The following is a 22,304-nucleotide window of genomic DNA, read 5'->3' as shown; positions in this document are numbered from 1 at the left end:
ATCCCACGCGTGGGAAAATCCGGCGACGGAACGAAGGGACGGACACAATTCGCCCCCGGGGTTCGAGACCAGCATTGACAGCCCAACGATCCGCACAGCTCAGTGGTCCTGCCCACCATGCCCCGTCTCACCAAAATTGGCGCAACGATCCTGCGCAACGAGGCCATCGGCTTCACGTGCATCATCCTGCTCACGTGGCTGGCCGAGATCGTCGCCCTGCCCCACCTGCTCTACCACGAGCCGAAGGAATTTCTCTGGTCCCGCGTACTGGTGCGCACCGCCGTGGTGCTCGCCATCTGGCTGTGGGTGCATTTCGCCACCCGGCGGCTGCTGCGCCGCCTGCATGAGCTCGAGGGCTTCCTCCTCGTCTGCAGCTGGTGCCGCAAGGTCGGCAAGGATGGCGGGTGGCTGACGATGGAGGAGTACTTCGGCTCCCACCTCGCCACCGAGACTTCGCACGGCATCTGCCCCGTGTGCGCCGAAAAACAGATCGCCGCCCACCGGACCGCCGTGCGCGTGACGCCGGCCAAGCCGCCGGCCTGAGCCGGTCCCGCCGCCCCTCAGGCGGCGTGCTGGAGGAGAAAGGTGCGCACGTCGGTCGGCAGCTCCGGGGCGAGATTGAGCACGACCCATTGGTAGAGCCGGAGGATCTCCTCGCCCCGCACGCCCGAGGCGGGCCGCCGGGTGGCGCCCTCCGTGCCGGTGAAACACTCCAGGCCGGCGCGACCGGCCAGTCCGCGCACCACGCAGTCCTTGAGCTGGAATTCAAAGGCGGCCACCTCGCGGCCGGCCAGCTGGCGCCACACGATGAGGCGCGACTCGGGCTCGCCGGCATACTGCTCGGCCATGTAGCCGGACTCGTCGGGCTGGAGCGGCTTGACCTGCTTGAGCGTGGAACCGAGCGCGACCAGCTCCACCAATTGACGGAAGGCGGCGGCCGTGCCGGAGGCCGCGAGATTGAGGGTCAGGCCGAACACGAGGGAATCCCGGCGCTCGGTCACGTGCGCGATGGTGCCGGGCACGACCAGTTCGTAGCCCTGCATGTCGAGTTTCAGCCGGCAGGGATCCCCGCGCTGCGCCAGCATCGTGCGCGGCATCTGCACGCGCGCTCCGGTCGCGGAAAGGTTGATCAGCTTGCCCGTCCAGTCCATGCCTTCGCCCTTGAGCAGCTCGCCGAGGTCATCGCGGCCGGCGATGTTGAGCACCGTCTTCAGCGGGAATCCGGGCAACACCGCGTAACGCGCGGCGACCCGACGGTCGGTCGGCGCCTCGGGTTTTTTGGATTCCAGGATCTTTTTGAAAAACAGCATCGAATGAATGGTCCTTCCCGTTATCGGCGCAGGGCCGGTCCGGCTTGAGCCCAGAAAGTCGGATCGGGACCGCCCGGTGGGTGGGGTGATCCATGCATGATGTTGGGGCGGCAGCAAGGCCCGAGCATCGGCCGGAACCGGGAAGAATTCCGGTGCCGCCGGCGTCTACCGTCGTGTTCCCGTCCCTAGGGGCGCGGGGCGCGGTCCTTCGCGGGCGCGGCCACCTTCACGCCGGCCTCGCGCAGCATGGCGTCCAGGTGCGAAGGCTTTTTCGGGCGGGGCGGCCGCGCGGTGGCGGCGGCCAGCCGGGCGCCGGGCGCCTGCATGCCGCACGGCGTGATGTGCGGCGGGGGCGTGACGTCGACGGTCTGCTGTTTGCCATCGAGCAGGCGCGCGGCCATCGCGCCCAGACCGAGCCGCGCCATGGATTTCCGCAGGGCCGACTTCATCTCGGGTTTGTACCAGAAAAAGAAACTCCGCTGCTCCTGCTTTTCCTCGGGCGTGCGGGCAACACAGACCTCCTCGGCATTGTAGGGGTGCACGCCGGTGGCATAGATCTCGGTGGCCACTGTCATCGGCGTCGGGGTGAAATCCTGCACCTGCTCCAGGCGGAACCCGAGATCCTTGGTCTTGAGCGCCAGCTCGGCCATGTCCTCCGGCCGCGAGCCGGGATGGGAGCTGATGAAATACGGGATGATCTGCGTCTTCTCCTTGCCGGCCTTCTTCGCCGCGCGATCGAACTTCTCCTTGAACTTGTAGAAGAGATCGAAGGTCGGCTTGCGCATGATGCGCAGCACATGGTCGCTCGTGTGCTCGGGCGCGACCTTCAGCCGGCCGGAGACGTGGTGCTGCGCGAGTTCGTCCACGTAGCGCTCATGGCTGGCCTGGGCCTCGGGCGACACACCCTTGTCGTGCAGGAACAGGTCGTAGCGGATGCCGCTGGTGACGAACGCGTGGTTCACGCCCTCGGTCTCGCGCACGCTCTTGTAGATGTCGAGGAGCGCGGTGTGGTCGGTGTCGAGGTTGCGGCACACGTCGGGCCAGATGCAGCTGGGACGGACGCACTCGTCGCAGATCCACTGCTCCTTGCCCTTCATCTTGTACATGTTGGCCGAAGGCCCGCCGAGGTCGCTGATGGTGCCGCGAAAATCAGGCATCTGCTTGATCGTCTCGACCTCGCGCAGGATGGATTCCTTGCTGCGGCTGGCGACGAACTTGCCCTGGTGCGCCGAGATCGTGCAGAAGCTGCAGCCGCCGAAGCACCCGCGGTGCATGTTGATCGAGTGCTTGATCATCTCGTAGGCCGGGATCGGCCCGCGCTTCCGGTACTTCGGGTGTGGGAGTCGCGTGTAGGGCAGGTCGAAACTGGTGTCGATCTGCGCCTCGCTCATGGTGGGGAACGGCGGATTGACCACGAGCAGGCGCTCGCCCGTGGGCTGCATCAGGCGGCGGGCCTTCACTCGGTTCGACTCGGTCTCGATGTCCTTGAAATTCTTCGCGTAGAGCGTGCGGTCGCGGCCGCACTCCTCGTGCGAGTGGAGCGTGAAGTCATCCCAGTTCTCGTTCTTCGGCGCCTTGGCCCCGGGCGGCAGGAGCACCGCCGTCTGCGGGATCGTGCGCAGCGAGGCGAAGGGCACGCCGCGCTTCAACAGGCGCACGGCCTCGCGCAGCGGCAGCTCGCCCATGCCGTACACCAGCAGGTCGGCGCCGCTCTCCGCCAGGATCGAAGGCTTCAACGTGTCGGACCAGTAATCGTAATGCGTCACCCGCCGCAGGCTCGCCTCGATGCCGCCGATCATCACCGGCACCTCCGGGAAAAGCTTTTTCAGGCACTGCGTGTAGACGGTGGTCGCGTAGTCCGGACGGTAACCGTGCTCGCCACCGGGGGTGTAGGCGTCCTCGCTGCGCAGTTTCTTGGCCGCGGTGTAGCGGTTGACCATCGAGTCCATGCAGCCGGCCGTGACACCGAAGAACAGTCGCGGCGCGCCGAGCTTCTTGAAGTCGCGCAGGTCGTCCCGCCAGTTGGGCTGCGGGATGATCGCCACGCGCAGGCCCTCGGACTCGAGCAGGCGGCCGATGACGGCGGTGCCGAAGGCCGGGTGGTCCACGTAGGCGTCACCCGAGATGATGATGACGTCGATGTAATCCCAGCCGCGCGCGGCGACCTCGTCGGCCGTGGTGGGTAGCCAGCGCTTCGCGTCCCAGACCGGTTCGTGGGAATAGACTTTCGTGGAGGCGGGCGTGGGCGTGGACAAGGCGGGGGCACCCTCAGCCAACTGCCGGTCCAGCGCAAGCCCGGTCCGGACCTTCGTTCAGGCCGCGGCCAGGGCGGCGTCCGCGCGGGCGACCAGGGTGTGCCGCTTGCCGGCCAGCAGCATCGGGCGCACCCGGGCGTAGTCGGCCCGCGACTCCGCCCCCCGCCCTTGCGCGGCCCGGGCCAGCGCCAGATAGGCCTGCAACTCGGCCTCGAAGGCCTGGATCAGCGCGAGGCCGAACTTGGCCAGGAGCTGCTGGGACTCGACCAGCGCCTTTTCCGCCGCGGCCGGCTCGGCCGCCTCGACGGCCACGGCCCCCTGCGTGAGCAGGTACACGGCGCGGACCATTTCGGGGAACTCCCGGTCGGCGATCCTTTCCAGCGCGGCCCGGGCCCCGGCCACGTCGCGAAACTGCCGGATACGCACGGCGGCGAGGTCGATCCAGCCGTCCGTGCCGTCCGGGTTCAACGCCACCGCCTCCTCGACACAGCGCAGCTGGCCCGTGAAGTCGCCGGCGTATTCGTAAACCGACGAGAGCCGGCCGAGATAGAGGTATTCGGCCAGGTCCGGGTGGCCGCGCAAGGGGGCCACATGCGCCAGCGCGCCGGCCAGGTCGCCCTCGGCCGCCCGCGCGTTGGCCTCGCGGAACAGCAGTTCGTTCTCCGGAATGCCCGTGCGCATCACCGTCCGCAGCAGTCGCGCCAGCCGGATGCAGCGCCGCTGTTTCGGCCAGTCCGACCACACCGCGGCCTCCAACATGATGGTGAAGATCGTCAGCGGCAGCACCATCAGCCCAAAGACCACCGCGTAGAGGGGCGTGGCGACAAACCCCAGCCAGTCGCCCCAGCCGAAGGGCCGGTCCCCGCGCCAGGATAACCAGTTCCAAAGCAGCAAGGGCCCGAAGATGAAGGCATGCTGCCCCAACGCCCAGAGCAACTGCGCCGCGACGCCCTTGCGCTGGTGCGCCGCGATCTCGATCCCCGCGGTCCCGTCACCGGGCAACGCCGGATCGATGCCGGTGCCCGAGAGCGAGGCCCGTTGGATGTCGTCGACGTTTTCCGGGCTGTAGAACTCGATGGCGCTGAACCCGCGCAACTCGAGCATGTAACGGGCCTGGCCCAGCGTCGCGGCCTCCAAGCGATCCTCCACCACGTTACCCGACGCATCCGTGGCCCGAAAAAGGTAATCCGGCATGCGGAAATATCCGGAAACCGCCGCCTTGGGGGCAAGGGCGAAAACCCGCCCCGCCCCCCGCTGGCGGCCGGCGTCCGGCCCCCCATCGGGGCATCTCCGGGGTTGCACCGGCCGGAATGTTGGACTCAGTTTCTCGTCCCCCCATGTCCGCCCAAGTTGAAAACGTCGTCATCGTCGGCACCGGCTGCGCCGGTCTCACCGCCGCCATCTACACTGGTCGCGCCAACCTGCAGCCCCTCGTGCTCGAGGGCGTGCTGCCCGGCGGGCAGCTGACCACGACCTCCGAGGTCGAGAATTTCCCCGGCTTCCCCGAGGGCATCGACGGTTACCAGCTCATGCAGAACCTGCGCCAGCAGGCGGCGAAGTTCGGCACCCGCTACGAGAGCGGCACCGTCACCGGCCTCGACACCTCGGCCTGGCCCTACACGCTCAAGCTCGCCGACCGTGAGATCAAGGCGAAGATCGTGATCGTCGCCACCGGCGCCTCCCCGCGCCTGACCGGCGTCCCCGGCGAGAAGGAACTCTACGGCGGCAAGGGCGTGACCACCTGCGCGACCTGCGACGGCGCGTTCTACCGCAAGATGGAGGTCGCCGTCATCGGCGGCGGTGACAGCGCGGCCGAGGAGGCCCTGTTTCTCACCCGCTTCGCCAGCAAGGTTTACCTCGTCCACCGCCGCGACTCGCTCCGCGCCTCCAAGATCATGGCCGATCGCGCCACCTCGCATGAGAAGATCCAGTGCGTCTGGGACAGCGTGCCGGTCGCCGTCGAGGGCGTCGAGCAGGGCGCCGTGAGCGGCCTGAAGATCAAGAACGTCAAGACCGGCGCCGAGAGCGTGCTGCCGGTGAAGGGCATCTTCGTCGCCATCGGCCACGTGCCCAACACCGCGCCGTTCAAGGACGCGGTGGACACCGACGACCAGGGTTATTTCGTGCCAGTGGGCCACAGCCAGGTGAAGACCAAGACGCCCGGCGTCTACGTCGCCGGCGATTGCGCCGACCACCACTACCGTCAGGCGATCACCGCCGCGGGCATGGGTTGCCAGGCCGCCATCGAGGCCGAGCGCTGGCTTGCGGAAAAGGGCGGTTGAGCGCACCTTGCGGCATGCGCGTCGTCGTTTTCAGCACCAAGCCGCACGACCGCCAGTTTCTGGATGCCGCCAACGCCGGCCGCCATGACCTGGTCTATCTGGAAGCCCGCCTGCTGCCGGAAACCGCCACCCTCGCCGCCGGGGCCCAGGCCGCCTGCCTTTTCGTCCACGACCATGCCGACGCGGCCGTGCTCGCCACCTTTGCCGGCCTCGGTGTGAAACACCTCGCGCTGCGCTGCGCCGGGTTCAACAACGTCGACCTCGCCGCCGCCGCCCGCCTGGGCATCACGGTCGCCCGTGTGCCGGCCTACTCGCCCCATGGAGTGGCCGAACACGCCGTCGCCTTGTTCCTGACGCTGAACCGCCGGATTCACCGGGCCTACAACCGGGTCCGGGACGGCAACTTTTCCCTCGACGGCCTGCTGGGGTTCGACGTGCACGGCAAAACCGTCGGCGTCATCGGCACCGGCAAGATCGGCCTCTGCTTCGCCCAGATCATGCGCGGCTTCGGCTGCCGGGTGCTGGCGTTCGACGTCACCCGCCAGCCCGCGGCCGAGGCGCTGGGGGTCGAATACACCACGCTGGAACGGCTCTACGCCGAGAGCGACCTCATCAGCCTCCATTGCCCGCTGACGCCGCAGACGCAGCACCTCATCGGGGCCGGGGCGCTCGCGCAGATGCGCGACGGGGTCTACATCGTGAACACCAGCCGCGGCCCGCTGATCGATACCGGCGCGGTGATCGACGCCCTGAAATCCGGCCGGCTCGGGGCCCTCGCCCTCGATGTGTACGAGGAGGAGGAGGGCGTGTTCTATGAGGACCTCTCCGGTGACATCCTTGCCGACGACCAGCTCGCGCGCCTGCTCTCCTTCCCCAACGTGCTTGTGACCAGCCATCAGGCGTTCTTCACTCGCGAGGCCGTCACCGCCATCGCCGCCACGACGCTGGGCAATCTCGACGACTTCGCCGCCGGCCGGCCCTGTCCCCATGCCCTCAAGGCCTGAATCGGCCCGGGGCGCCGCGACCTGGCGCGTGCGCTGGGCCCGGCTCGGCATTCCGGCCGACGTGGCGACGCGCGCTTTGTCACGACTTCACCCCGAGGCCAGACGCCTCGTCTGCATCGGCCGCGCGGCCGACGACGGACGGATCCTGCGGCTCACCCCGGCGGCGGCCCACGCCTGGCGCCGGATGCAGACGGCGGCCACCGACGACGGCGTCACCCTGATTCCCCTTTCCGCCTACCGCAGCGTGGCGCGACAGACCCTGATTATCCGCCACAAGCTCGCGGCCGGACAGTCGATCGACGCCATCCTGCGCGTGAGCGCGATCCCCGGGTGCAGCGAGCATCACACCGGTCGCGCCCTCGATCTCGGCGCGCCTGGCCACCTCGGACTGGTGGTCTCTTTCGCCCGCACCAAGGAATTTCGCTGGATGAGGCGAAATGGAGCAAATTTCGGTTTTCACCTCACCTACCCTCGCAACAACCGCCAGGGCATCAATTACGAACCCTGGCACTGGTGCTGGCGCCCGGTGCAAGCGCTGGCGCCAAAGTAAAACAGCTAAAGCGCCTAGAAGGCGGTGCCGTCATCAAGATTGCCAAATCTTATGACCGCAAAATTCACGCTTTTGCTGGCGGCGCTTGCGCTGTCGCTGCTTGGGCCGACCACCCCGGGCTACGCCGGTAGCGGGATCGATCTCACGCTGGAAGCTGCCGCGGGCATCCGCGGCGGGGCCCAGCGCGGCGAATCCCTCCAGGCCCTCGCCCTGGTTTATTCCGGGTGGGAGTCACCGAGGAACTCGCCCGAGGATATCCAGTGGGGCGGGTACGTCAGCGCCCTCGCCCTCAGCGGCAAAGGCCCGACCGAGCGCTTCCTCGGGGATTTTTTTGCCGCCAGCAACATGGAGGGCTACCGGAGCGTACGTCTCTACTCCTGGTGGCTGGAGGCCAAGGGCCAGAGCTGGTCGCTGCGCGGCGGCGCCCTGCTGGCCGATGAGGAGTTCGCCGGCACCGAGGGCGGCGGAAATTTCTTCAACAGCGCCTTCGGTTGGCCGCCGTTCCTTTCCGCCAACACGGTCAACACCGGTCCGGCCTTTTTTGTCGCCACCCCCGGCATCCGCTACGAGCACACCTGGGGCGAGACCGCCGCCTGGCGCGTCGGCCTCTACGACGGCGACTCCTTTGATTCCCCCACCGGCGACCCGGCCGTAACCCGCCACGGACTCCACTACCAAGTGGGTGGCGCTCAGGGCTGGTTCCTGATCACGGAGGGCACCTTCGCCCCGGCTGGCGGGTCCACCCGATACAAGGCCGGGGCCTGGTTCCACACCGCCACCTTTGCGGATGTCCGCGACGACGCCACGGGCCAGCCTTACGCCACCTCCGGCAATGACCCGCGGGAATACACTTCCAACCACGGCGCCTACGCCGCGATCGAGCACACCCTCGCCGGCGAGGCCGGCGCGGCAGGCAATGTGGAGATCTTTGCCCGCGGCGGCTTATCGCCCGCCAACCGCAACGCCCTCGGCTGGGCCGTTGACGCCGGCCTCGGCTGGACCGGGCCAATCCCCGGGCGGCCCGATGACGTCATCGCCCTGGGCCTCGCCCATGGCCGCTTCAGCGGGGCTTTCGCCGACCACGCCCGCCTGACCGATCCCGCCAGCCCGGCTCCCGACTTCGAGCAGGTCATCGAAGCCAGCTACACGTTCATCGTGAACGAGCACCTCAGCGTCCAACCCGACTTCCAGTTCATCCGGCATCCCGGCGGCAGCATCGCCCAGAAAGATGCCTGCGTCTTTCTCCTGCGCCTTAATGCCAGCTACTGATCAACCCCATCCCGCCCTCCCGTTTCCCCTCTGAATCCCCCATGAAATATTCATTCATCAAGCTCGTCGCGGTCCTCGCCGCTTTCGCCATCCCGGCTCTTGCCGTGGACAAGCCCCAGGTTGAATCCCACTACCGCAGCTACCATGCGGCCGGCAAGGCAGTCGTCGAGATGGCCATTTCCAAGAACGTCGATGCCGTCGCGGTGGAGCAGCAGGTCAACGTGATGCTCGCCGACGCCGTCTGGCTGGCCACCGAATACGCCAAGGCCCACCCCGAGGGCGCCAAGCTTCTGAAGACCGTGACCGACCATGTCGACGCCATGCGCAAACTCTCCTTCCATGACCTGGAGCACGAATGGCATGACCTCGGCTACTTCGAGTCCGGCGACCATGATATCGGCCTGAATATTAAGGAGGAGGACAACGAGCACTTCACCGATCCGATCCATACGATCGTCCATCCCCTTCTCGTCCTGAAGGCCGCTCAATCCTACAACACCGGACACAAGGAAGAGGACCTGAAGGCCATGAAGGCCGAGATGGAAGAAGGCCTGGAGCAGGCGGAGAAACAGCTGATCGCGCTCACGAAGGCCTGAGCGGTCGCGTGCCCCCTGCCGCCCGTCCCATCCCTGGCCTCCACTCCCATGCTGAAACGCATCCTTTCCACGGTCGGCGTGGTTATCCTCGGCTTCGTCATCGTCGTCGCCGTGGTGATCTGGCAGCTGATGTCCGTCGCCCGCACGGTGCAGGCCGCCAAGGATGTGAGCATCCCCCTTTTCCGGACGGCGGTGAATGTCAGCGAAAACACGCGGGCCTTGGAAAAGGCGGTCGCCGGCGCCTTCCTGGTCCAGCAGGTCGGCGACCTCGAGGAAATCCGGGGCCTCACCCAGCAGGCCATCGGGCGGCTGCAGGCCGACATCCAGAGCCTGACGGGCCCGCAGTTCAGCTCGCTGCACGAGAAACCCCTGCCGCCTCCGGCCGAAATTGATGAGGCCAGAAACACTCCGGCGGCCAAAGCCAAAGCATCGGAGGTCCTCACGATCCAAAACCTGCTCAAGGTTATGGCCGAGAACGTGGCCGGTCTGGGCAAGGCTGCCGACCAGACCATCGCGCTGGCCGAGCAGCAGATCAATCAGCGCAAGGAACTCGACCGCGACCGGGAGGAACTCTCGAAGGTTTTCCGCGCCGCCCTGCCCCTCGCGAAGGTGAATGAAAAGGCCTACGCCAACCTCAGTCGCGCCACCCTCTGCGTTCTTTATTCCAACTCGGGGCGCGACCTCAATTTTGTGGGCCGGGCCAAGTTCAACGAAGGCGTCACCGCCATGGGGAAAGCGAGCCTCGATGCCGACCAGCAGGCCCTCTTTGACCGGCTGAAGGCCCAGTTCGAGAAGACCTATCTGCATGCCTTCTCGGCCTCGGCCAACAAAGCGGATTTTGTGTTCTTTTCCCAGAAGGCCCTGGAGATCCAGGATGAGGTGCAGCAGCTGCGGCGCTTCGCCGAGCAGGAATTTGATTCCGGCCAGACGGGTCTCACCGCCGAAACCACCAAGACGATGCAGCTCAGCCTCTGGCTGTCGCTGGCCACCATCGGGCTCGGGCTGGTGTTGGCCTACTTCATGGCCACGAAGATCACCCGACGGATCACCGCCATCGTGCAGGAGCTGACGGGCAGTTCGGCCGCCGTGGCCAGCGCCTCGGGCCAGGTCTCGGCCTCCAGCCAGGGCCTGGCCGACAGCGCCAGCTCGCAGGCCGCCTCACTCGAGGAAACCAGTGCCTCACTCGAGGAGATCTCCAGCATGGCCAAGCGCAATTCCGAGGGCGCGCAGAAGGCCAAGGGCATCGCCAGCGCCACCCGGGCGGCGGCCGACGCCGGCGCCACCGAGGTCGCCGCGATGAATGACGCGATGGAGGCAATCAAGAGCTCCAGCAACGGCATCGCGAAGATCATCAAGACCATCGACGAGATCGCGTTCCAGACCAACATCCTCGCCCTCAATGCCGCCGTCGAGGCCGCCCGGGCGGGAGAGGCCGGCGCCGGGTTCGCCGTGGTGGCCGAGGAAGTGCGTGCCCTCGCCCAACGCAGCGCCACCGCCGCCCGCGAAACCGCCGAGAAAATCGAGGACTCTGTCACCAAGAGCCAGCACGGCGCGACGGTTTGCATCAATGTCGCCTCCCGCCTGCAGGACATCGCCACCAAGTCCCGCGAGGTGGACCAGTTGATCGGGGCGATTGCCCAAGCCACCGGCGAGCAGACCGCCGGCCTGCAACAAATCAACGCCGCCGTCGGCCAGATGGACCGCCTGGTCCAGGAAAGCGCCGCCAAGGCGGAGGAAGGGGCCGGCGTGGCCCAGGAACTGACCACCCAATCGGATGCCATGCGCAAGTGCGTCGAGGAACTGACCCAAGAGCTCGGGAACCACCCGCGGAGCCGCCCCCAACCGGCCCGGCCTACCCAGGCTCCCTTCGCCCGCTCCGCATCGGAGCAGGCGGTCACCCTTTCCGCCTGATCCCCGCGCGAACCCAACATCCGGACCGAGGTCAGCTTCCGGCGGACCCCGCTCGAGGGTCGCGGCGCCGATGGCACCGGTCCTGATGAATCTTCCCGGCCGGACTCTTTCCCGGTGTGCTGACCAACGGATCACCCGACCCGGGCCGTCACCCGTGCGCTTCGCCCGACTCAGGCGCAGCGCACCTCCGGGATGCCAGTCGCAGCGCCCAATTTTTCGGAGATTGTGTCGCCGACTGTCGGGTCAGCTCTACCGATGGGTTTCACCCAAGTGCCCATCTCCCTGACCCCAGGAACACACCCAGGCACCCAACGCCTGGAGCAGACCTGGAGGCACTTCCTTCTAAAATCTTACAGTATACATGCAGAGCTAAATATCGCTATATGCTGGTCTTCTGATTTTTATGTTTATTATTAGAATTATTCTAATTACTACTTGAAACTGGGTCGCGATTGCATTGGGTTGGACAACTCCACTCCCTATGTCCGCCCAATCCGACCAGCACGCCGTCCTCTCCGAGCAGCTTAAGGCCTGCGATGTCCGCCCCACCCCCCAGCGCGAAGTGGTGCTTAAAAGCATCCTGGAGAAGCGCGATCATCCCACGGCCGACGAGGTTTTCGCCCGGGTGAAATCCACGATGCCCAGCATCTCCCTCGCCACGGTCTACAACTGCCTCGAAACCCTGGTCTCCTGCGGGCTCGTCCGCTCCGTGAATTTCGAGCGCGGCCCGACGCGCTACTGCCCGAATCTCCACCCGCACGCCCATTTTTACGACGAGCAGAGCGGCACCACCCATGACATCGACCTGCCCGAGGGCCTGATCGGCAAGATCAAGTCCATCCTGCCCCCGGGCTATGCTGCCGACTCGGTCGAAATCGTCTTCCGCGGCAAGGCCACCCCCAGCACCCGCAACTGAGCTCCCCCTTTCACCCTCCTTTCCCCCTTTCGCCATGAGCAAACTCGAGATCAAAGACCTCCACATCAGCATCGGTGACAAACCGATCGTCAAGGGCTTCAGCCTGACGATCAACCAGGGCGAAGTGCACGCCATCATGGGGCCCAACGGCACCGGCAAGAGCACCCTCGCCAAGGCGATCGCCGGCCACCCGGACTACGCCATCACCGGCGGTGACGTGCTGCTCGACGGCGTGTCCGTCCTCGCCATGGAACCCGATGAGCGCGCCCGCGCCGGCCTCTTCCTCGCCTTCCAGTACCCGAGCGAAATCCCCGGCGTGTCGATCGCCAACTTCCTCCGCGCCGCCGTCCAGGCCCGCATGGCCGAGGGCGAGGAACTCGACGCCACCGGCTACTACAAGCGCCTCTACGCCAAGATGGACCTCCTCAAGATCGACCGGAAGTTCACCTCCCGCTCGGTCAACGAGGGTTTCTCCGGCGGCGAGAAGAAGCGCTGCGAGATCCTCCAGATGGCCATGCTCGAGCCCAAGGTCGCCCTGATGGACGAGACCGACTCCGGCCTCGACATCGACGCGCTGCGCATCGTCGCCGAGGGCGTCAACGCCCAGCGCGCCGGCGCCGCCGCGCCCGGCATCCTCCTCATCACCCACTACCAGCGCCTGCTCGACTACATCGTCCCCGACTTCGTCCACGTCATGTACGACGGCCGCATCGTGAAGAGCGGCGACAAGTCCCTCGCGCTCGAACTCGAGGCCAAGGGCTACGACTGGGTGAAGCAGGAATACGCCACCAGCCAAGCCTGACCCGCCCTCAACCAGGCTCATCCCGACCAGGAGCCCAGACCCCCATCCTTTCATGAAACCTCCCACCGAAATCGAGGCCGCCGCGACGGAGAATCCCGTCGTTGGCATCGACCAGACCAAAGGTGACTTCCAGTACAACGTCGACTACGCCTTCGACGCGGGCACGGGCCTGAACGAGGACACCGTCCGCTACATCAGCTCCGTCAAGAAGGAGGAGCCCTGGATCCTCGATTTCCGCCTGAAGGCGCTGCAGACCTTCCTCGCCAAACCCATGCCCACGCACTGGGCGACCAAGGACCTCGAGAACATCAATTTCGACAAGATCCGGTACTACCTCTCGCAGGGCCAGAAACCCAAGCGCACCTGGGACGAGGTTCCCGACGACATCAAGAAGACCTTCGAGCGCCTCGGCATCCCCGAGCAGGAGCGCAAATTCCTCGCCGGCGTCGAGGCCCAGTTCGACTCCGAGGCCGCCTACTCCAACATCAAGGACATCGTCGCCAAGCAGGGCGTCATCTTCTGCAACTCGACCGAGGGCCTCCGCGAGCATCCCGAGATCTTCCGCAAGTTCTTCGGCAAGGTCATCCCGACCGGCGACAACAAGTTCTCCGCGCTCAACAGCGCCGTGTTCTCCGGCGGCTCGTTCATCTACGTGCCCCCGGGCGTGAAGGTCGCCCAGCCGCTGCAGGCCTACTTCCGCATCAACGCCGAGAACTTCGGCCAGTTCGAGCGCACCCTCATCATCGCCGACGAGGGCTCCGAGGTCGTCTACATGGAGGGCTGCACCGCCCCGAAGTTCAGCACCTCGACGCTCCACAGCGCCGTGGTCGAGCTCGTCGCCCTCAAGGGCGCCAAGATCCAGTACATCACCGTCCAGAACTGGGCCAACAACGTGTTCAACCTCGTGACCAAGCGCGCCGTCGCCCACGAGGACGCCGAGGTCAAGTGGATCGACTGCAACATCGGCAGCCGCCTCACGATGAAATACCCCGGCGTCGTCCTGAAGGGCAAACGCGCCCGCGGCGAGGTCATCTCCATCGCCCTGGCCAATGACGGCCAGCACCAGGACACCGGCGCCAAGATGATCCATGCGGCCGACGACACCACCTCCGTCGTCGTCTCCAAGTCCATCTCCGTCGGCCAGGGCCGCTCCACTTACCGCGGCCAGGTCCACATCCCGAAGCACCTCAAGGGCTGCAAGAACAACACCGAGTGCGACGCGCTGCTGATCAACACCAACAGCCGCACCGACACCTACCCCGCCATCTCCGTGCGCGGCGACAAGAACGCCACCCAGCACGAGGCGAGCGTGTCCAAGGTTTCCGAGGACATGATCTTCTACATGCAGCAGCGCGGCCTCACCGAGGCCCAGGCCATGAGCCTCGCCGTCAACGGCTTCATCAACGACCTCGCTCGCCAGTTCCCGATGGAATACTCCGTGGAATTGAAACGACTCATCGACCTCGAAATGGAGGGGTCGGTGGGCTGACGCCCACCAATTATGAAGGAAGAAGGAGGAAGGCAGAAATCCGATCCTCCGCCCATTCATACTTCTTAATTCTTAATTCATATTTTCCTGATGTCCGCCGTTTCCGCCCCCCCTTCCGTCGTCGGTTCCTTCACCCGAGAAGCATTTCAGGCGCACCTCGCCCGCGTCGCCCACCTGCCCGCCTGGTGGCTCGCGCGCAAGCAGGCCGCCTACGCGCGCTTCGCCGCCGCACCGATGCCCAAGCGCACCGACGAGGGCTGGCGCTTCTCCAGCTTCGCCACGCTCACGCTCGACGGCTTTAGCTTCCCCGCCTCGTCGGTCAAGCCCGCCGCCCTCGCCCTGCCGGCCGCCGCCTCCCTCGCCTTCGTCAACAATCGCATCGTCCATCAGGACCCGCTGCCCGCCGCCCTGGCGCAGCGCGGCGTGATCTTCGACACCCTGCAGAACGCCCTGCTCAAGCACGGCGACCTGGTGAAGACCCACCTGCTCGCCCAGCCCTCGAAGCTCGGCTCCGACAAGTTCGCCGCGCTCCACGAGGCCTTCCTCGAGGACGGGGCCTTCGTCCACGTGCCCAAGGGCGTCGAACTCAGCGAGGTCCTCGCCGTCCATCACCAGGCCGACGGCGACGGCGCCGCGGTTTTCCCGCACACGCTGGTCGTGGCGGAGGACAACGCCAAGGTCACCGTCGCGGACTTCTTCAAGTCCGACGCGAAGACCCAGTTCGCCTGCGGCGGCAACGACCTCTACGCCGGCCACGGCGCCGCGGTCACCTACGTCGCCATGCAGGACTGGAGCCGCGACACGCTGTCCTTCCAGTTCAACGCCACCGTCGCCAAGCGCGACGCCAAGGTCCTTTCCCTCAATCTCCACGCCGGTGCGCGCCAGGCGCGACACGAGAGTTTCTCTCAGCTGTCCGCGCCCGGTGCGCATTCGGAGATGCTCGCCCTCACTGTCGCCCACGGCACCCAGGAATTCGACCAGCGCACGCTGCAGATCCACCAGGCGCCCAACACCGGGTCGAACCTCCTCTACAAGAATGCGCTCCTCGACCAGGCGAAGACCATCTTCTCCGGCCTGATCGTCGTCGATCCGGACGCCCAGAAGACCGACGCCTACCAGAGTAACCGCAACCTCATGCTCTCCGACGAGGCCGAGGCCCACTCACTCCCCGGCCTCGAGATCCAGGCCAACGACGTCCGCTGCACCCACGGGGCCACCAGCGCCCGCATCGACCGCGAGCAGGAATTCTACCTCGAGGCCCGCGGCATCAAGCCCGCCCAAGCCCAGGAACTCCTCGTCTTCGGCTTCTTCGAGGAGGTCCTCGGCAAGATCGAAAACGAAGCCCTCCACGACAGCCTCACCGCGATCATCCGCCAGAAATTCACCAGCTGATCCGCTGGCCGGGCCAGTCAACCGGACTGGTGGTAGAGACCGTACTGCTTTTCCTCGCAGGTCGGACAGTGCAGGCTGGCCTTGGCGGGCAGGGATCCAACCTCGACCCAGGCTCCATCCTCGCCGCGGATCACCCCGCACCCCTTGCAGACCGGCAGTTGGGCCTCCAATTCCTCGACGCGCTTGCGCAACCGGCGCACCAGCAAGGCGGTCCGGGCGGTCGCCCAGGCGACCAGGATCAGCACAAGTGCACGCATAACCGTGTTCAGCGTCGCGGGCATCACCTCGAGCGGGAAATTCCAGTACCAATGGTACAGGAAACGCACTCCGGCCATCGCCAGCGCAATCAACACCGCCCAAGCCACGTTGTAATGCCAGGCGGCGAGCATCACCGGCACCACGAAGAAGACCGGGAACTGGATGTACGGTCCTAGCACGAAGTCCACCGCCATCAGGACCAAGGCCAAGGTCATGAGCTTCCAAGGAGTGCGCTCCCGCTTTACCGGCGAGGGACTGGTTGGCTGTGTCATGGCCCGGGGATGCTTTCCGAAGCCACCATGGACTGACAACTCCAATAATGACCCGGAATCCCGCGCTCCACGGTTGCACCGGCGCCCCGGTCATGCACACTGAAAACGTATGAGCGACAACCGCGAACGCACCCTCTCCCGCGACGTCACCGCGTCCCAGATTCCCTCCGGCGACAAGCACACGCTCTTCGCCTCCTCCAAGGTGTTCATCCACCAGGTGCTGGGCGGCAGCTACACCGTGCAGACCGACACCGGGCTCTACCGCCTCGACGGCAAGGATGCCGACGCCATCGGCGAGACGGTCAAGGACCTGACCGTCCAGGCCGCTACGTTGGCCGACGGCGCCCCCGACCCTGACGCCGTGTGGGGCCAGCTCCGCCAGGTGTTCGACCCCGAGATCCCGGTCAACATCGTGGACCTCGGCCTCGTCTACTCGATGGATATCTCCAAGGCTGATGACGGCGGCCACAAGGTTGACGTCGCCATGACACTCACCGCCCCCGGCTGCGGCATGGGCCCGGTCATCGCCGAGGATGCCAAGTCCAAGATCCTCCTCGTCCCCGGCGTGGCGAACGCCGAGGTCCGCATCACCTGGGAACCGGCCTGGAACCAGTCCATGATCTCCGAGGAAGGAAAGATGAAGCTGGGTTTGATCTGAGCCGCACACGTGAAAGTCGAGGTTCTCACCCTGTGTGACTACGCGGTCGCGGTGCCCGGTGGCAAACTGACCATCGTGGGCACCTTCGACCGCCTTGCCCTGCCCAAGCTGCCGCACCAGCAGCCCTCGTTCTACCTCGTGGCCAAGGTCCGCTTCGACATCACCGAGGCCGGCGAAAAGCGCCTGCAGTTCACGTTCACCGATCCCGACGGCAAACAGATCGCCGCGCTGCCTGAGATGAAGGTCCCCGTGAAACTGCGTGAGGAAGACTACACCGCCGCCATGCAGGTCGTGCTCCGCATCAACGGCCTGCCCCTCAGCCAGGCCGGCGACCACTCCGTGAACCTGGTGATAGACGGCACGCGCGAGGCCAGCGTCTCGCTGACCATCCAGATTGCCAAACCGAAGGCCGGCTAAACCCGCCCCCGGCGCGCCGGATCATTCCCTCGGTTACGATGCCAGGACGGCGTTGAAATCCTCCGTCGCCCGCAGCAGCCGTCCCTGCCGTTGCAGCCCCGAGGTGTTGAGGGCCATCGTCGCGTTGAAATAACCGTGGATGAAACGGTAGAGCCGCTCATCCACGCGACCATACTGGCTGATAAAGGCCGCGCGCACGAGCGCATGCCAGTTCCGGTCGAGAAACGGCGCCAGCGCGGCGCTCTCAGTCCGGATGCGGCAGTGGTAGCCCGCCGGGCCGCCGCCAAAACCCGCCACCTCGATCTGTTCCGCCCGCAACGCCATCAGTTCGCCCGTCGCGTAGGATTCGTATTTTACCAGGTCCCACAGGGGCGGGCCGAAGGTCACGCCCGCCACCGAGACGACATCGATCAACACGAGGCGCGGCTCATCCCCCGTTTCCGCCAACGGCCGCCACAGGATGTTTTCCAGGTGCAGGTCCCCGTGCAGGCGCACCGCCGGGGTGCGATCCATCAAATCCAGCAGAGTCTTTTCCCCTGCGATCCGCTCAAACACCGCCCGCGGCCCGCGCATGATCCGGCCGTTCAACTCGATCTGGTCCGCCTCGATCAGAGCGGCGAAGAGCGGATCCCCGACCAGCCCGTCGAACGACTGCCGCACCGCCCCGGTCATGTGTTGCGACAAGGGCACCGCATCCCGGCCGCCCGTCGCATGCAGGCGCGCGAACACCGCATCGGCCAGTTCGCCCTGAAAGACGTCGATCTCCTCCTGCCCCAGACTGCGGCTCCGCGCCAGCGTCCCGGCATCGCGATGCCGGGCGTAGAAAGGCATCTCATAGCCAACTTCCAGCCCGGCCCCTTCTCCCCGGTCCCACCAGGCGAGCAGGGTCGGCAACGCCGCCGCAGCTTCGGGCGTGGCCGTAGACAGGTAGCGGATCTCCCGACGCAGCGACTCCGGGCCCCACGGCCGCTCCGCCGTCGCGCCCTTGCTCTGCTTGCGCACGCGCTGCGAACCGTCGGGCAATTCGATCACCTCGGTGCGGTCCCAGAAGCCATCCTGCAGCGTGCGCACGACGCGGCCGGGACTGGGGGCGGTGGCTGGGACGGGCATGTGGGCGACGGAACGTCGCCCGATCTCCGGCCGGAGGCAAGCCGGCTCAGTTGGCCAGGCCGGCAATCTTCCAGTCGGTGGCCTCGGTCTCGGGCGCGCCGCTGTAGCGCAGCAACGCCTTTTGGAAAAACGGACCCTTGAGCGCCTCGGGGAAGGACTGCGCCAGCAGCTTGGCCAGGCCGGGATCCTCGTTGCGGGTCACCAGACAGATCATGCGCTTCGGATCGCCCGACGCCGGCGTGGCCTTGGTGACCGTGAAGCCGGAGCTGATCATGGCCTTGGGCACCGTGCCGCCGATCACGACGGCCGCGTCATAGGTGCCGGTGCCGAGGCCCCAGCCAGCGCGCGCTGCGTCGAGCTTCACCGGTTTGATCGGCGTGGGCATCTGGCAGAGCTGGCTCATTTCATAGCTGAGGCTTTCCTTGAAGGCGTCGTGCAACGCATCGCTCGCCGGGTTCTTGCGGTCGAGGTCCACGACGGCGAGGGACAGCGCGCGACTCGCGGCCACCTTCAGGCTGGCGCTGTCGTCGGCGAAGCCGGAGCTGGCGATAAGCATCAAGGCGAGGGCAAGCACACCGGTGCGGCGGAGGGTATTCATGGCAGGACGGGGTCGGGGTTTTGGGCTACGACCATCATCGGCACAATTTCCACCTGGCTGAGCCCGATTCAGACCCCGGTCGACGGGCGGGCCGTCAATTATTATAACGCGAAATACCGGCGCACCCCCAGCCCCGGCTCGACAATGGCGGTGTGCTCGGTGTTCTAGGCTCACCCCATGATCCGACTCTACTCCGCTTCCACCGGCCTCGTTTTGGAACACGCCGGCCAGGCCCGCCTCGCGGCTTCGCTCACCCTCGACGCGGTCTTCGCCGCCGCCGACCCCGGCGCCCTGGTCCGCTCGGCCTGGGAATCCGGCCTGCCCTCCACCCTTCCCGCCCAACCCGGCGCGCCCATCGGCACCCAGGAAGTGTGGGCCGCCGGTGTCACCTATCTCCGCAGCCGCACCGCCCGCATGGAGGAATCGAAGGATGCCGGCGGCGGCACCTTCTACGACAAGGTCTATCACGCCGTGCGCCCCGAGCTGTTCTTCAAGGGCACGCCGCACCGCGTCGCCGGCCCCGGCACCGCCGTGCGCATCCGCGGCGATTCCCAGTGGAATGTCCCCGAGCCCGAGCTGACCCTCGCGATCAACAAAGACGGCCGCATCTTCGGCTACACCGTCGGCAACGACATGAGCTCGCGCGACATCGAGGGCGAGAACCCGCTCTACCTCCCGCAGGCCAAGGTCTATGACCGCTCCACCGGTCTCGGCCCCTGCCTGCTGGTGACCGACGCGCCGCTCCCGCCCACCACGACCATCGCCATCGAGATCCGCCGCGACGGTGCCGCGGCCTTCTCCGGCTCGACCCAGATCAGCCAGATCAAGCGCGCCTTTCCGGAACTCGCGGAGTTTCTCTTCCGCGACAATTCCTTCCCCCGCGGTGCCTACCTGATGACCGGCACCGGCATCGTCCCGCCCGACGCCTTCACCCTGCGCGCCGGCGACGAGATCCGCATCACCATCGAGCCGATCGGCACCCTGGTAAACACCGTGGCCTGAACCAAGGCATTGGTGGCCACAAAGAACACAAAAAGCCCGGCCGTTGGTCGCGTCTCACCTGCGCCGATAGGGGCTCGGGCCCATTGCCGCAGCAGGCCGAATGGTTTTTGTGTTTTTCGTGGCCAATGATTGGATCTCTTCAATGAGCCGCGACCCCATCCTCGATTCCGGCGACGACGCGATCTACGCGCTGCGCACCACCGCCCCCGGTCCGGCGGGCAGCCTGCCGCTCGACGCCGATCGCCTGCGCCGCATGTCGAGCGGGGATCTCTTCGGCTGGACGCAGAACGCCGGCATGGGCTGGTCCCCCGCCGCGATGCTCGGCAAACAGTTTCTCATCCTCAGCACCCAGGGCGGCATCCGCGCGCCCGACGGCACCCCGATCGCCCTCGGCTACCACACCGGCCACTGGGAAGTCGGCCTCCTCATGGAGGAAGCAGCCCGGGAGTTTACCGCGGCCAAGGCGATTCCCTTCGCCGGCTACGTCAGCGATCCCTGTGACGGCCGCACCAACGGCACGCCCGGCATGCTCGACAGCCTGGCCTATCGCAACGATGCCGCCATCGTCCTGCGCCGCCTGGTCCGCTCGTTGCCCACGCGCCGCGGCGTGCTCGGCGTCGCCACCTGCGACAAGGGCCTGCCCGCCATGCTCATGGCCCTCGCCGGTTGTCCCGACCTGCCGACGATTCTCGTCCCCGGCGGCGTGACGCTGCTGGCCGAGGAGGCCGAGGACACGGGCAAGGTGCAGACCCTCGCCACGCGCTTCGCCCGAGATGAGATCAGCCTCGAACACGCCGCGGAAATGGGTTGCCGCGCCTGCGGTTCGCCGGGCGGCGGCTGCCAGTTCATGGGCACCGCGGCCACCAGCCAAGTCGTCGCCGAGGCCCTCGGCCTCGCACTGCCCCACGCCGCGCTGGCCCCTTCCGGTTCCCCCATCTGGCGCGATGTCGCGCGCCGTTCCGCGCGCGCCCTGCTCGCACTCGATCTCGCCGGCACCACCACGCGGGACCTCCTGACCGACGATTCCCTCCACAACGCCATGGTTTGCCATGCCGCGTTCGGCGGCTCGACCAACCTCGTGCTCCACATTCCCGCCATTGCACACGCCGCCGGGCTGCGCCGGCCGACGGTGGACGACTGGGCGCGGATCAACCGGGTCGTGCCCCGGCTGGTGGACTCCCTGCCCAACGGGCCGCGCCATTTTGCCACCGTGCAGGTCTACCTCGCCGGCGGCGTGCCCGAGGCGATGCTGCACCTGCGGGACCTCGGCCTGCTCAAACTCGACGCCCGCACCGTCACCGGCCGCACGCTGGGCGACAATCTCACCTGGTGGGAAAAGAGCGAACGCCGCACGCGTCTCCGCGAAAAACTACGCACGCTCGACGGCATCGACCCCGGCGATGTCATCATGCCCGCCGCCCAGGCGCGCGCGCGCGGCCTCGCCAGCACCGTCACCTTCCTGCGTGGCAACCTCGCCCCCGAGGGCGCCTTGGTGAAGAGCACCGCCATCGCGCCGCAGCTCATCGACGCCGACGGCCTTTTCGAGCACGAGGGCCCGGCCCGCGTCTTCACCAGCGAGGCCCACGCCATCGCCGCGATCAAGGCCGGCAGCGTCAAACCCGGCGACGTCCTCGTTCTCGCCGGCATCGGCCCCGGCTGCGGCATGCCCGAGACTTACCAGGTCACGTCGGCCCTCAAGCACATCAAGGACGGCCAGCGCATCGCGCTCATCACCGACGGGCGTTTCTCCGGCGTCTCGACCGGCGCCTGCATCGGCCACATCAGCCCGGAGGCATGGGCGGGCGGACCGATCGGGAAACTCCGCGACGGCGACACGATTCGTTTGCACGTGAACACGCGCAGCCTCGAGGGCACGGTGGACGTGGTCTCGGTTTCTGCCGACGAACTCGCCATGCGCCCGCTCCATCCCGGACTGAAGCCCAATCCCCTCGTGCCGGCCGACACGCACCTGTGGTCGGCCTTGCAAAACGCGAGCGGCGGCAGCTGGGGCGGTTGCGTCTATGATGCCGCGAGGATCACCGAGCTCCTGAATCTGGGTTTGGCCACTGAGGCGGCACGCCTAGGGAATTCCCCTAAAGCCAGATGAGTTAGCGACATCAAACTGCAATAGCCTCCACGCTGTCGTAAGTCTTGTGTCAAAAGCGGTTAAAAAAAATCACAGAGTTCAATCAGGTTTACACCCTCCTGATTTT

The 22,304-nt window shown here is 66.6% G+C and carries 20 protein-coding genes and 1 pseudogene; 15 read left to right on the top strand and 6 right to left on the bottom strand.

Annotated features, from left to right (window positions below):
• Positions 1-117: 117 nt before the first annotated feature.
• Positions 118-543 carry a hypothetical protein gene (locus Verru16B_RS08755; protein ID WP_157772352.1) on the top strand — a complete coding sequence of 142 codons (426 nt, stop codon included), beginning with the start codon at positions 118-120 and terminating at the stop codon, positions 541-543.
• 17 nt (positions 544-560) lie between these two features.
• On the opposite strand, the gene Verru16B_RS08750 is transcribed toward Verru16B_RS08755, so the two are convergent.
• The 3 genes from Verru16B_RS08750 to Verru16B_RS08740 all read right to left on the bottom strand — a co-directional run bounded on the left by Verru16B_RS08750 (position 561) and on the right by Verru16B_RS08740 (position 4,759).
• The gene (locus Verru16B_RS08750; RefSeq protein WP_069961925.1) at positions 561-1,310 is read right to left on the bottom strand and encodes a PilZ domain-containing protein; all 750 of its coding nucleotides are present in this window, start codon (positions 1,308-1,310) and stop codon (positions 561-563) included.
• Between the two features lie 185 nt (positions 1,311-1,495).
• Positions 1,496-3,565: a YgiQ family radical SAM protein gene (locus Verru16B_RS08745; RefSeq protein ID WP_069963678.1), complete on the bottom strand. Its 2,070-nt coding sequence runs from the start codon at positions 3,563-3,565 to the stop codon at positions 1,496-1,498.
• Positions 3,566-3,622: 57 nt separating this feature from the next.
• Complete coding sequence (locus Verru16B_RS08740) at positions 3,623-4,759, bottom strand: tetratricopeptide repeat protein (protein WP_069961924.1); 1,137 nt, start codon at positions 4,757-4,759, stop codon at positions 3,623-3,625.
• A 143-nt stretch (positions 4,760-4,902) separates the two neighbouring features.
• On the opposite strand from Verru16B_RS08740, the gene trxB reads away from it, so the two are divergent.
• From trxB to sufD, 10 genes and pseudogenes are all read left to right on the top strand, one after another.
• Positions 4,903-5,847: a thioredoxin-disulfide reductase gene (trxB, locus tag Verru16B_RS08735; RefSeq protein ID WP_069961923.1), complete on the top strand. Its 945-nt coding sequence runs from the start codon at positions 4,903-4,905 to the stop codon at positions 5,845-5,847.
• Positions 5,848-5,861: 14 nt separating this feature from the next.
• Entirely contained in the window at positions 5,862-6,851 is a 990-nt protein-coding gene (locus Verru16B_RS08730; protein ID WP_069961922.1) for a 2-hydroxyacid dehydrogenase, read from the top strand.
• Entirely contained in the window at positions 6,835-7,401 is a 567-nt protein-coding gene (locus Verru16B_RS08725) for a M15 family metallopeptidase (RefSeq protein WP_069961921.1), read from the top strand. Before Verru16B_RS08730 ends, Verru16B_RS08725 begins: the two co-directional genes overlap by 17 nt.
• A 51-nt stretch (positions 7,402-7,452) precedes the next feature.
• Positions 7,453-8,670 (top strand): carbohydrate porin, encoded by a 1,218-nt coding sequence (locus Verru16B_RS08720; RefSeq protein ID WP_069961920.1) that lies wholly within the window; start codon positions 7,453-7,455, stop codon positions 8,668-8,670.
• Between the two features lie 41 nt (positions 8,671-8,711).
• Positions 8,712-9,266, top strand: coding sequence for a hypothetical protein (locus Verru16B_RS08715; protein ID WP_069961919.1), 555 nt, complete (start codon positions 8,712-8,714; stop codon positions 9,264-9,266).
• A 1,302-nt stretch (positions 9,267-10,568) separates the two neighbouring features.
• A pseudogene (locus Verru16B_RS19280) lies at positions 10,569-11,177 on the top strand (methyl-accepting chemotaxis protein); the annotation flags it as partial.
• Between the two features lie 481 nt (positions 11,178-11,658).
• The gene (locus Verru16B_RS08705; RefSeq protein ID WP_069961917.1) at positions 11,659-12,093 is read left to right on the top strand and encodes a Fur family transcriptional regulator; all 435 of its coding nucleotides are present in this window, start codon (positions 11,659-11,661) and stop codon (positions 12,091-12,093) included.
• Positions 12,094-12,127: 34 nt separating this feature from the next.
• Positions 12,128-12,895, top strand: a complete 768-nt coding sequence (gene sufC / locus Verru16B_RS08700) for a Fe-S cluster assembly ATPase SufC (RefSeq protein ID WP_069961916.1) — start codon at positions 12,128-12,130, stop codon at positions 12,893-12,895.
• Positions 12,896-12,947: 52 nt separating this feature from the next.
• A complete protein-coding gene (sufB, locus tag Verru16B_RS08695; protein ID WP_069961915.1) occupies positions 12,948-14,384 on the top strand; it encodes a Fe-S cluster assembly protein SufB in 1,437 nt (478 codons plus the stop codon).
• A gap of 90 nt (positions 14,385-14,474) precedes the next feature.
• Entirely contained in the window at positions 14,475-15,776 is a 1,302-nt protein-coding gene (gene sufD, locus Verru16B_RS08690; protein WP_069961914.1) for a Fe-S cluster assembly protein SufD, read from the top strand.
• Positions 15,777-15,793: 17 nt separating this feature from the next.
• On the opposite strand, the gene Verru16B_RS08685 is transcribed toward sufD, so the two are convergent.
• Positions 15,794-16,249, bottom strand: coding sequence for a hypothetical protein (locus Verru16B_RS08685; RefSeq protein ID WP_069961913.1), 456 nt, complete (start codon positions 16,247-16,249; stop codon positions 15,794-15,796).
• Positions 16,250-16,415: 166 nt separating this feature from the next.
• Here Verru16B_RS08685 and sufT point away from each other — a divergent pair, with 166 nt between their 5' ends.
• Positions 16,416-16,964, top strand: a complete 549-nt coding sequence (sufT, locus tag Verru16B_RS08680) for a putative Fe-S cluster assembly protein SufT (protein ID WP_069961912.1) — start codon at positions 16,416-16,418, stop codon at positions 16,962-16,964.
• A 9-nt stretch (positions 16,965-16,973) separates the two neighbouring features.
• The gene (locus tag Verru16B_RS08675; protein ID WP_069961911.1) at positions 16,974-17,381 is read left to right on the top strand and encodes a DUF6941 family protein; all 408 of its coding nucleotides are present in this window, start codon (positions 16,974-16,976) and stop codon (positions 17,379-17,381) included.
• 33 nt (positions 17,382-17,414) lie between these two features.
• On the opposite strand, the gene Verru16B_RS08670 is transcribed toward Verru16B_RS08675, so the two are convergent.
• Both Verru16B_RS08670 and Verru16B_RS08665 read right to left on the bottom strand, forming a co-directional pair.
• Positions 17,415-18,491 (bottom strand): phosphotransferase, encoded by a 1,077-nt coding sequence (locus tag Verru16B_RS08670; RefSeq protein ID WP_069961910.1) that lies wholly within the window; start codon positions 18,489-18,491, stop codon positions 17,415-17,417.
• Positions 18,492-18,537: 46 nt separating this feature from the next.
• The gene (locus Verru16B_RS08665; RefSeq protein ID WP_069961909.1) at positions 18,538-19,089 is read right to left on the bottom strand and encodes a hypothetical protein; all 552 of its coding nucleotides are present in this window, start codon (positions 19,087-19,089) and stop codon (positions 18,538-18,540) included.
• 180 nt (positions 19,090-19,269) lie between these two features.
• Here Verru16B_RS08665 and Verru16B_RS08660 point away from each other — a divergent pair, with 180 nt between their 5' ends.
• Both Verru16B_RS08660 and Verru16B_RS08655 read left to right on the top strand, forming a co-directional pair.
• Entirely contained in the window at positions 19,270-20,091 is an 822-nt protein-coding gene (locus Verru16B_RS08660) for a fumarylacetoacetate hydrolase family protein (protein ID WP_069963677.1), read from the top strand.
• 142 nt (positions 20,092-20,233) lie between these two features.
• Positions 20,234-22,198 carry a YjhG/YagF family D-xylonate dehydratase gene (locus Verru16B_RS08655; RefSeq protein WP_069963676.1) on the top strand — a complete coding sequence of 655 codons (1,965 nt, stop codon included), beginning with the start codon at positions 20,234-20,236 and terminating at the stop codon, positions 22,196-22,198.
• The last annotated feature ends 106 nt before the right edge of the window (positions 22,199-22,304 follow it).

This window comes from Lacunisphaera limnophila (genome assembly GCF_001746835.1).
GTDB classification, from domain to species: domain Bacteria; phylum Verrucomicrobiota; class Verrucomicrobiia; order Opitutales; family Opitutaceae; genus Lacunisphaera; species Lacunisphaera limnophila.
The sequence above is the reverse complement of the archived record's forward strand: the minus strand, read 5'-3'. Positions and strand labels throughout refer to the sequence as shown.

Bases quoted from the DNA above. Each gene is read 5' to 3' on its own strand.
- sufC (WP_069961916.1), top strand. From the start codon at position 12,128: ATGAGCAAACTCGAGATCAAAGACCTCCACATCAGCATCGGTGACAAA.
- Verru16B_RS08740 (WP_069961924.1), bottom strand. From the start codon at position 4,759: ATGCCGGATTACCTTTTTCGGGCCACGGATGCGTCGGGTAACGTGGTG.
- Verru16B_RS08670 (WP_069961910.1), bottom strand. From the start codon at position 18,491: ATGCCCGTCCCAGCCACCGCCCCCAGTCCCGGCCGCGTCGTGCGCACG.
- Verru16B_RS08715 (WP_069961919.1), top strand. From the start codon at position 8,712: ATGAAATATTCATTCATCAAGCTCGTCGCGGTCCTCGCCGCTTTCGCC.
- Verru16B_RS08725 (WP_069961921.1), top strand. From the start codon at position 6,835: ATGCCCTCAAGGCCTGAATCGGCCCGGGGCGCCGCGACCTGGCGCGTG.
- sufD (WP_069961914.1), top strand. From the start codon at position 14,475: ATGTCCGCCGTTTCCGCCCCCCCTTCCGTCGTCGGTTCCTTCACCCGA.
- Verru16B_RS08655 (WP_069963676.1), top strand. From the start codon at position 20,234: ATGAGCCGCGACCCCATCCTCGATTCCGGCGACGACGCGATCTACGCG.
- Verru16B_RS08755 (WP_157772352.1), top strand. From the start codon at position 118: ATGCCCCGTCTCACCAAAATTGGCGCAACGATCCTGCGCAACGAGGCC.
- Verru16B_RS08730 (WP_069961922.1), top strand. From the start codon at position 5,862: ATGCGCGTCGTCGTTTTCAGCACCAAGCCGCACGACCGCCAGTTTCTG.
- Verru16B_RS08750 (WP_069961925.1), bottom strand. From the start codon at position 1,310: ATGCTGTTTTTCAAAAAGATCCTGGAATCCAAAAAACCCGAGGCGCCG.
- Verru16B_RS08685 (WP_069961913.1), bottom strand. From the start codon at position 16,249: ATGACCTTGGCCTTGGTCCTGATGGCGGTGGACTTCGTGCTAGGACCG.
- sufT (WP_069961912.1), top strand. From the start codon at position 16,416: ATGAGCGACAACCGCGAACGCACCCTCTCCCGCGACGTCACCGCGTCC.
- trxB (WP_069961923.1), top strand. From the start codon at position 4,903: ATGTCCGCCCAAGTTGAAAACGTCGTCATCGTCGGCACCGGCTGCGCC.
- sufB (WP_069961915.1), top strand. From the start codon at position 12,948: ATGAAACCTCCCACCGAAATCGAGGCCGCCGCGACGGAGAATCCCGTC.
- Verru16B_RS08720 (WP_069961920.1), top strand. From the start codon at position 7,453: ATGACCGCAAAATTCACGCTTTTGCTGGCGGCGCTTGCGCTGTCGCTG.
- Verru16B_RS08665 (WP_069961909.1), bottom strand. From the start codon at position 19,089: ATGAATACCCTCCGCCGCACCGGTGTGCTTGCCCTCGCCTTGATGCTT.
- Verru16B_RS08705 (WP_069961917.1), top strand. From the start codon at position 11,659: ATGTCCGCCCAATCCGACCAGCACGCCGTCCTCTCCGAGCAGCTTAAG.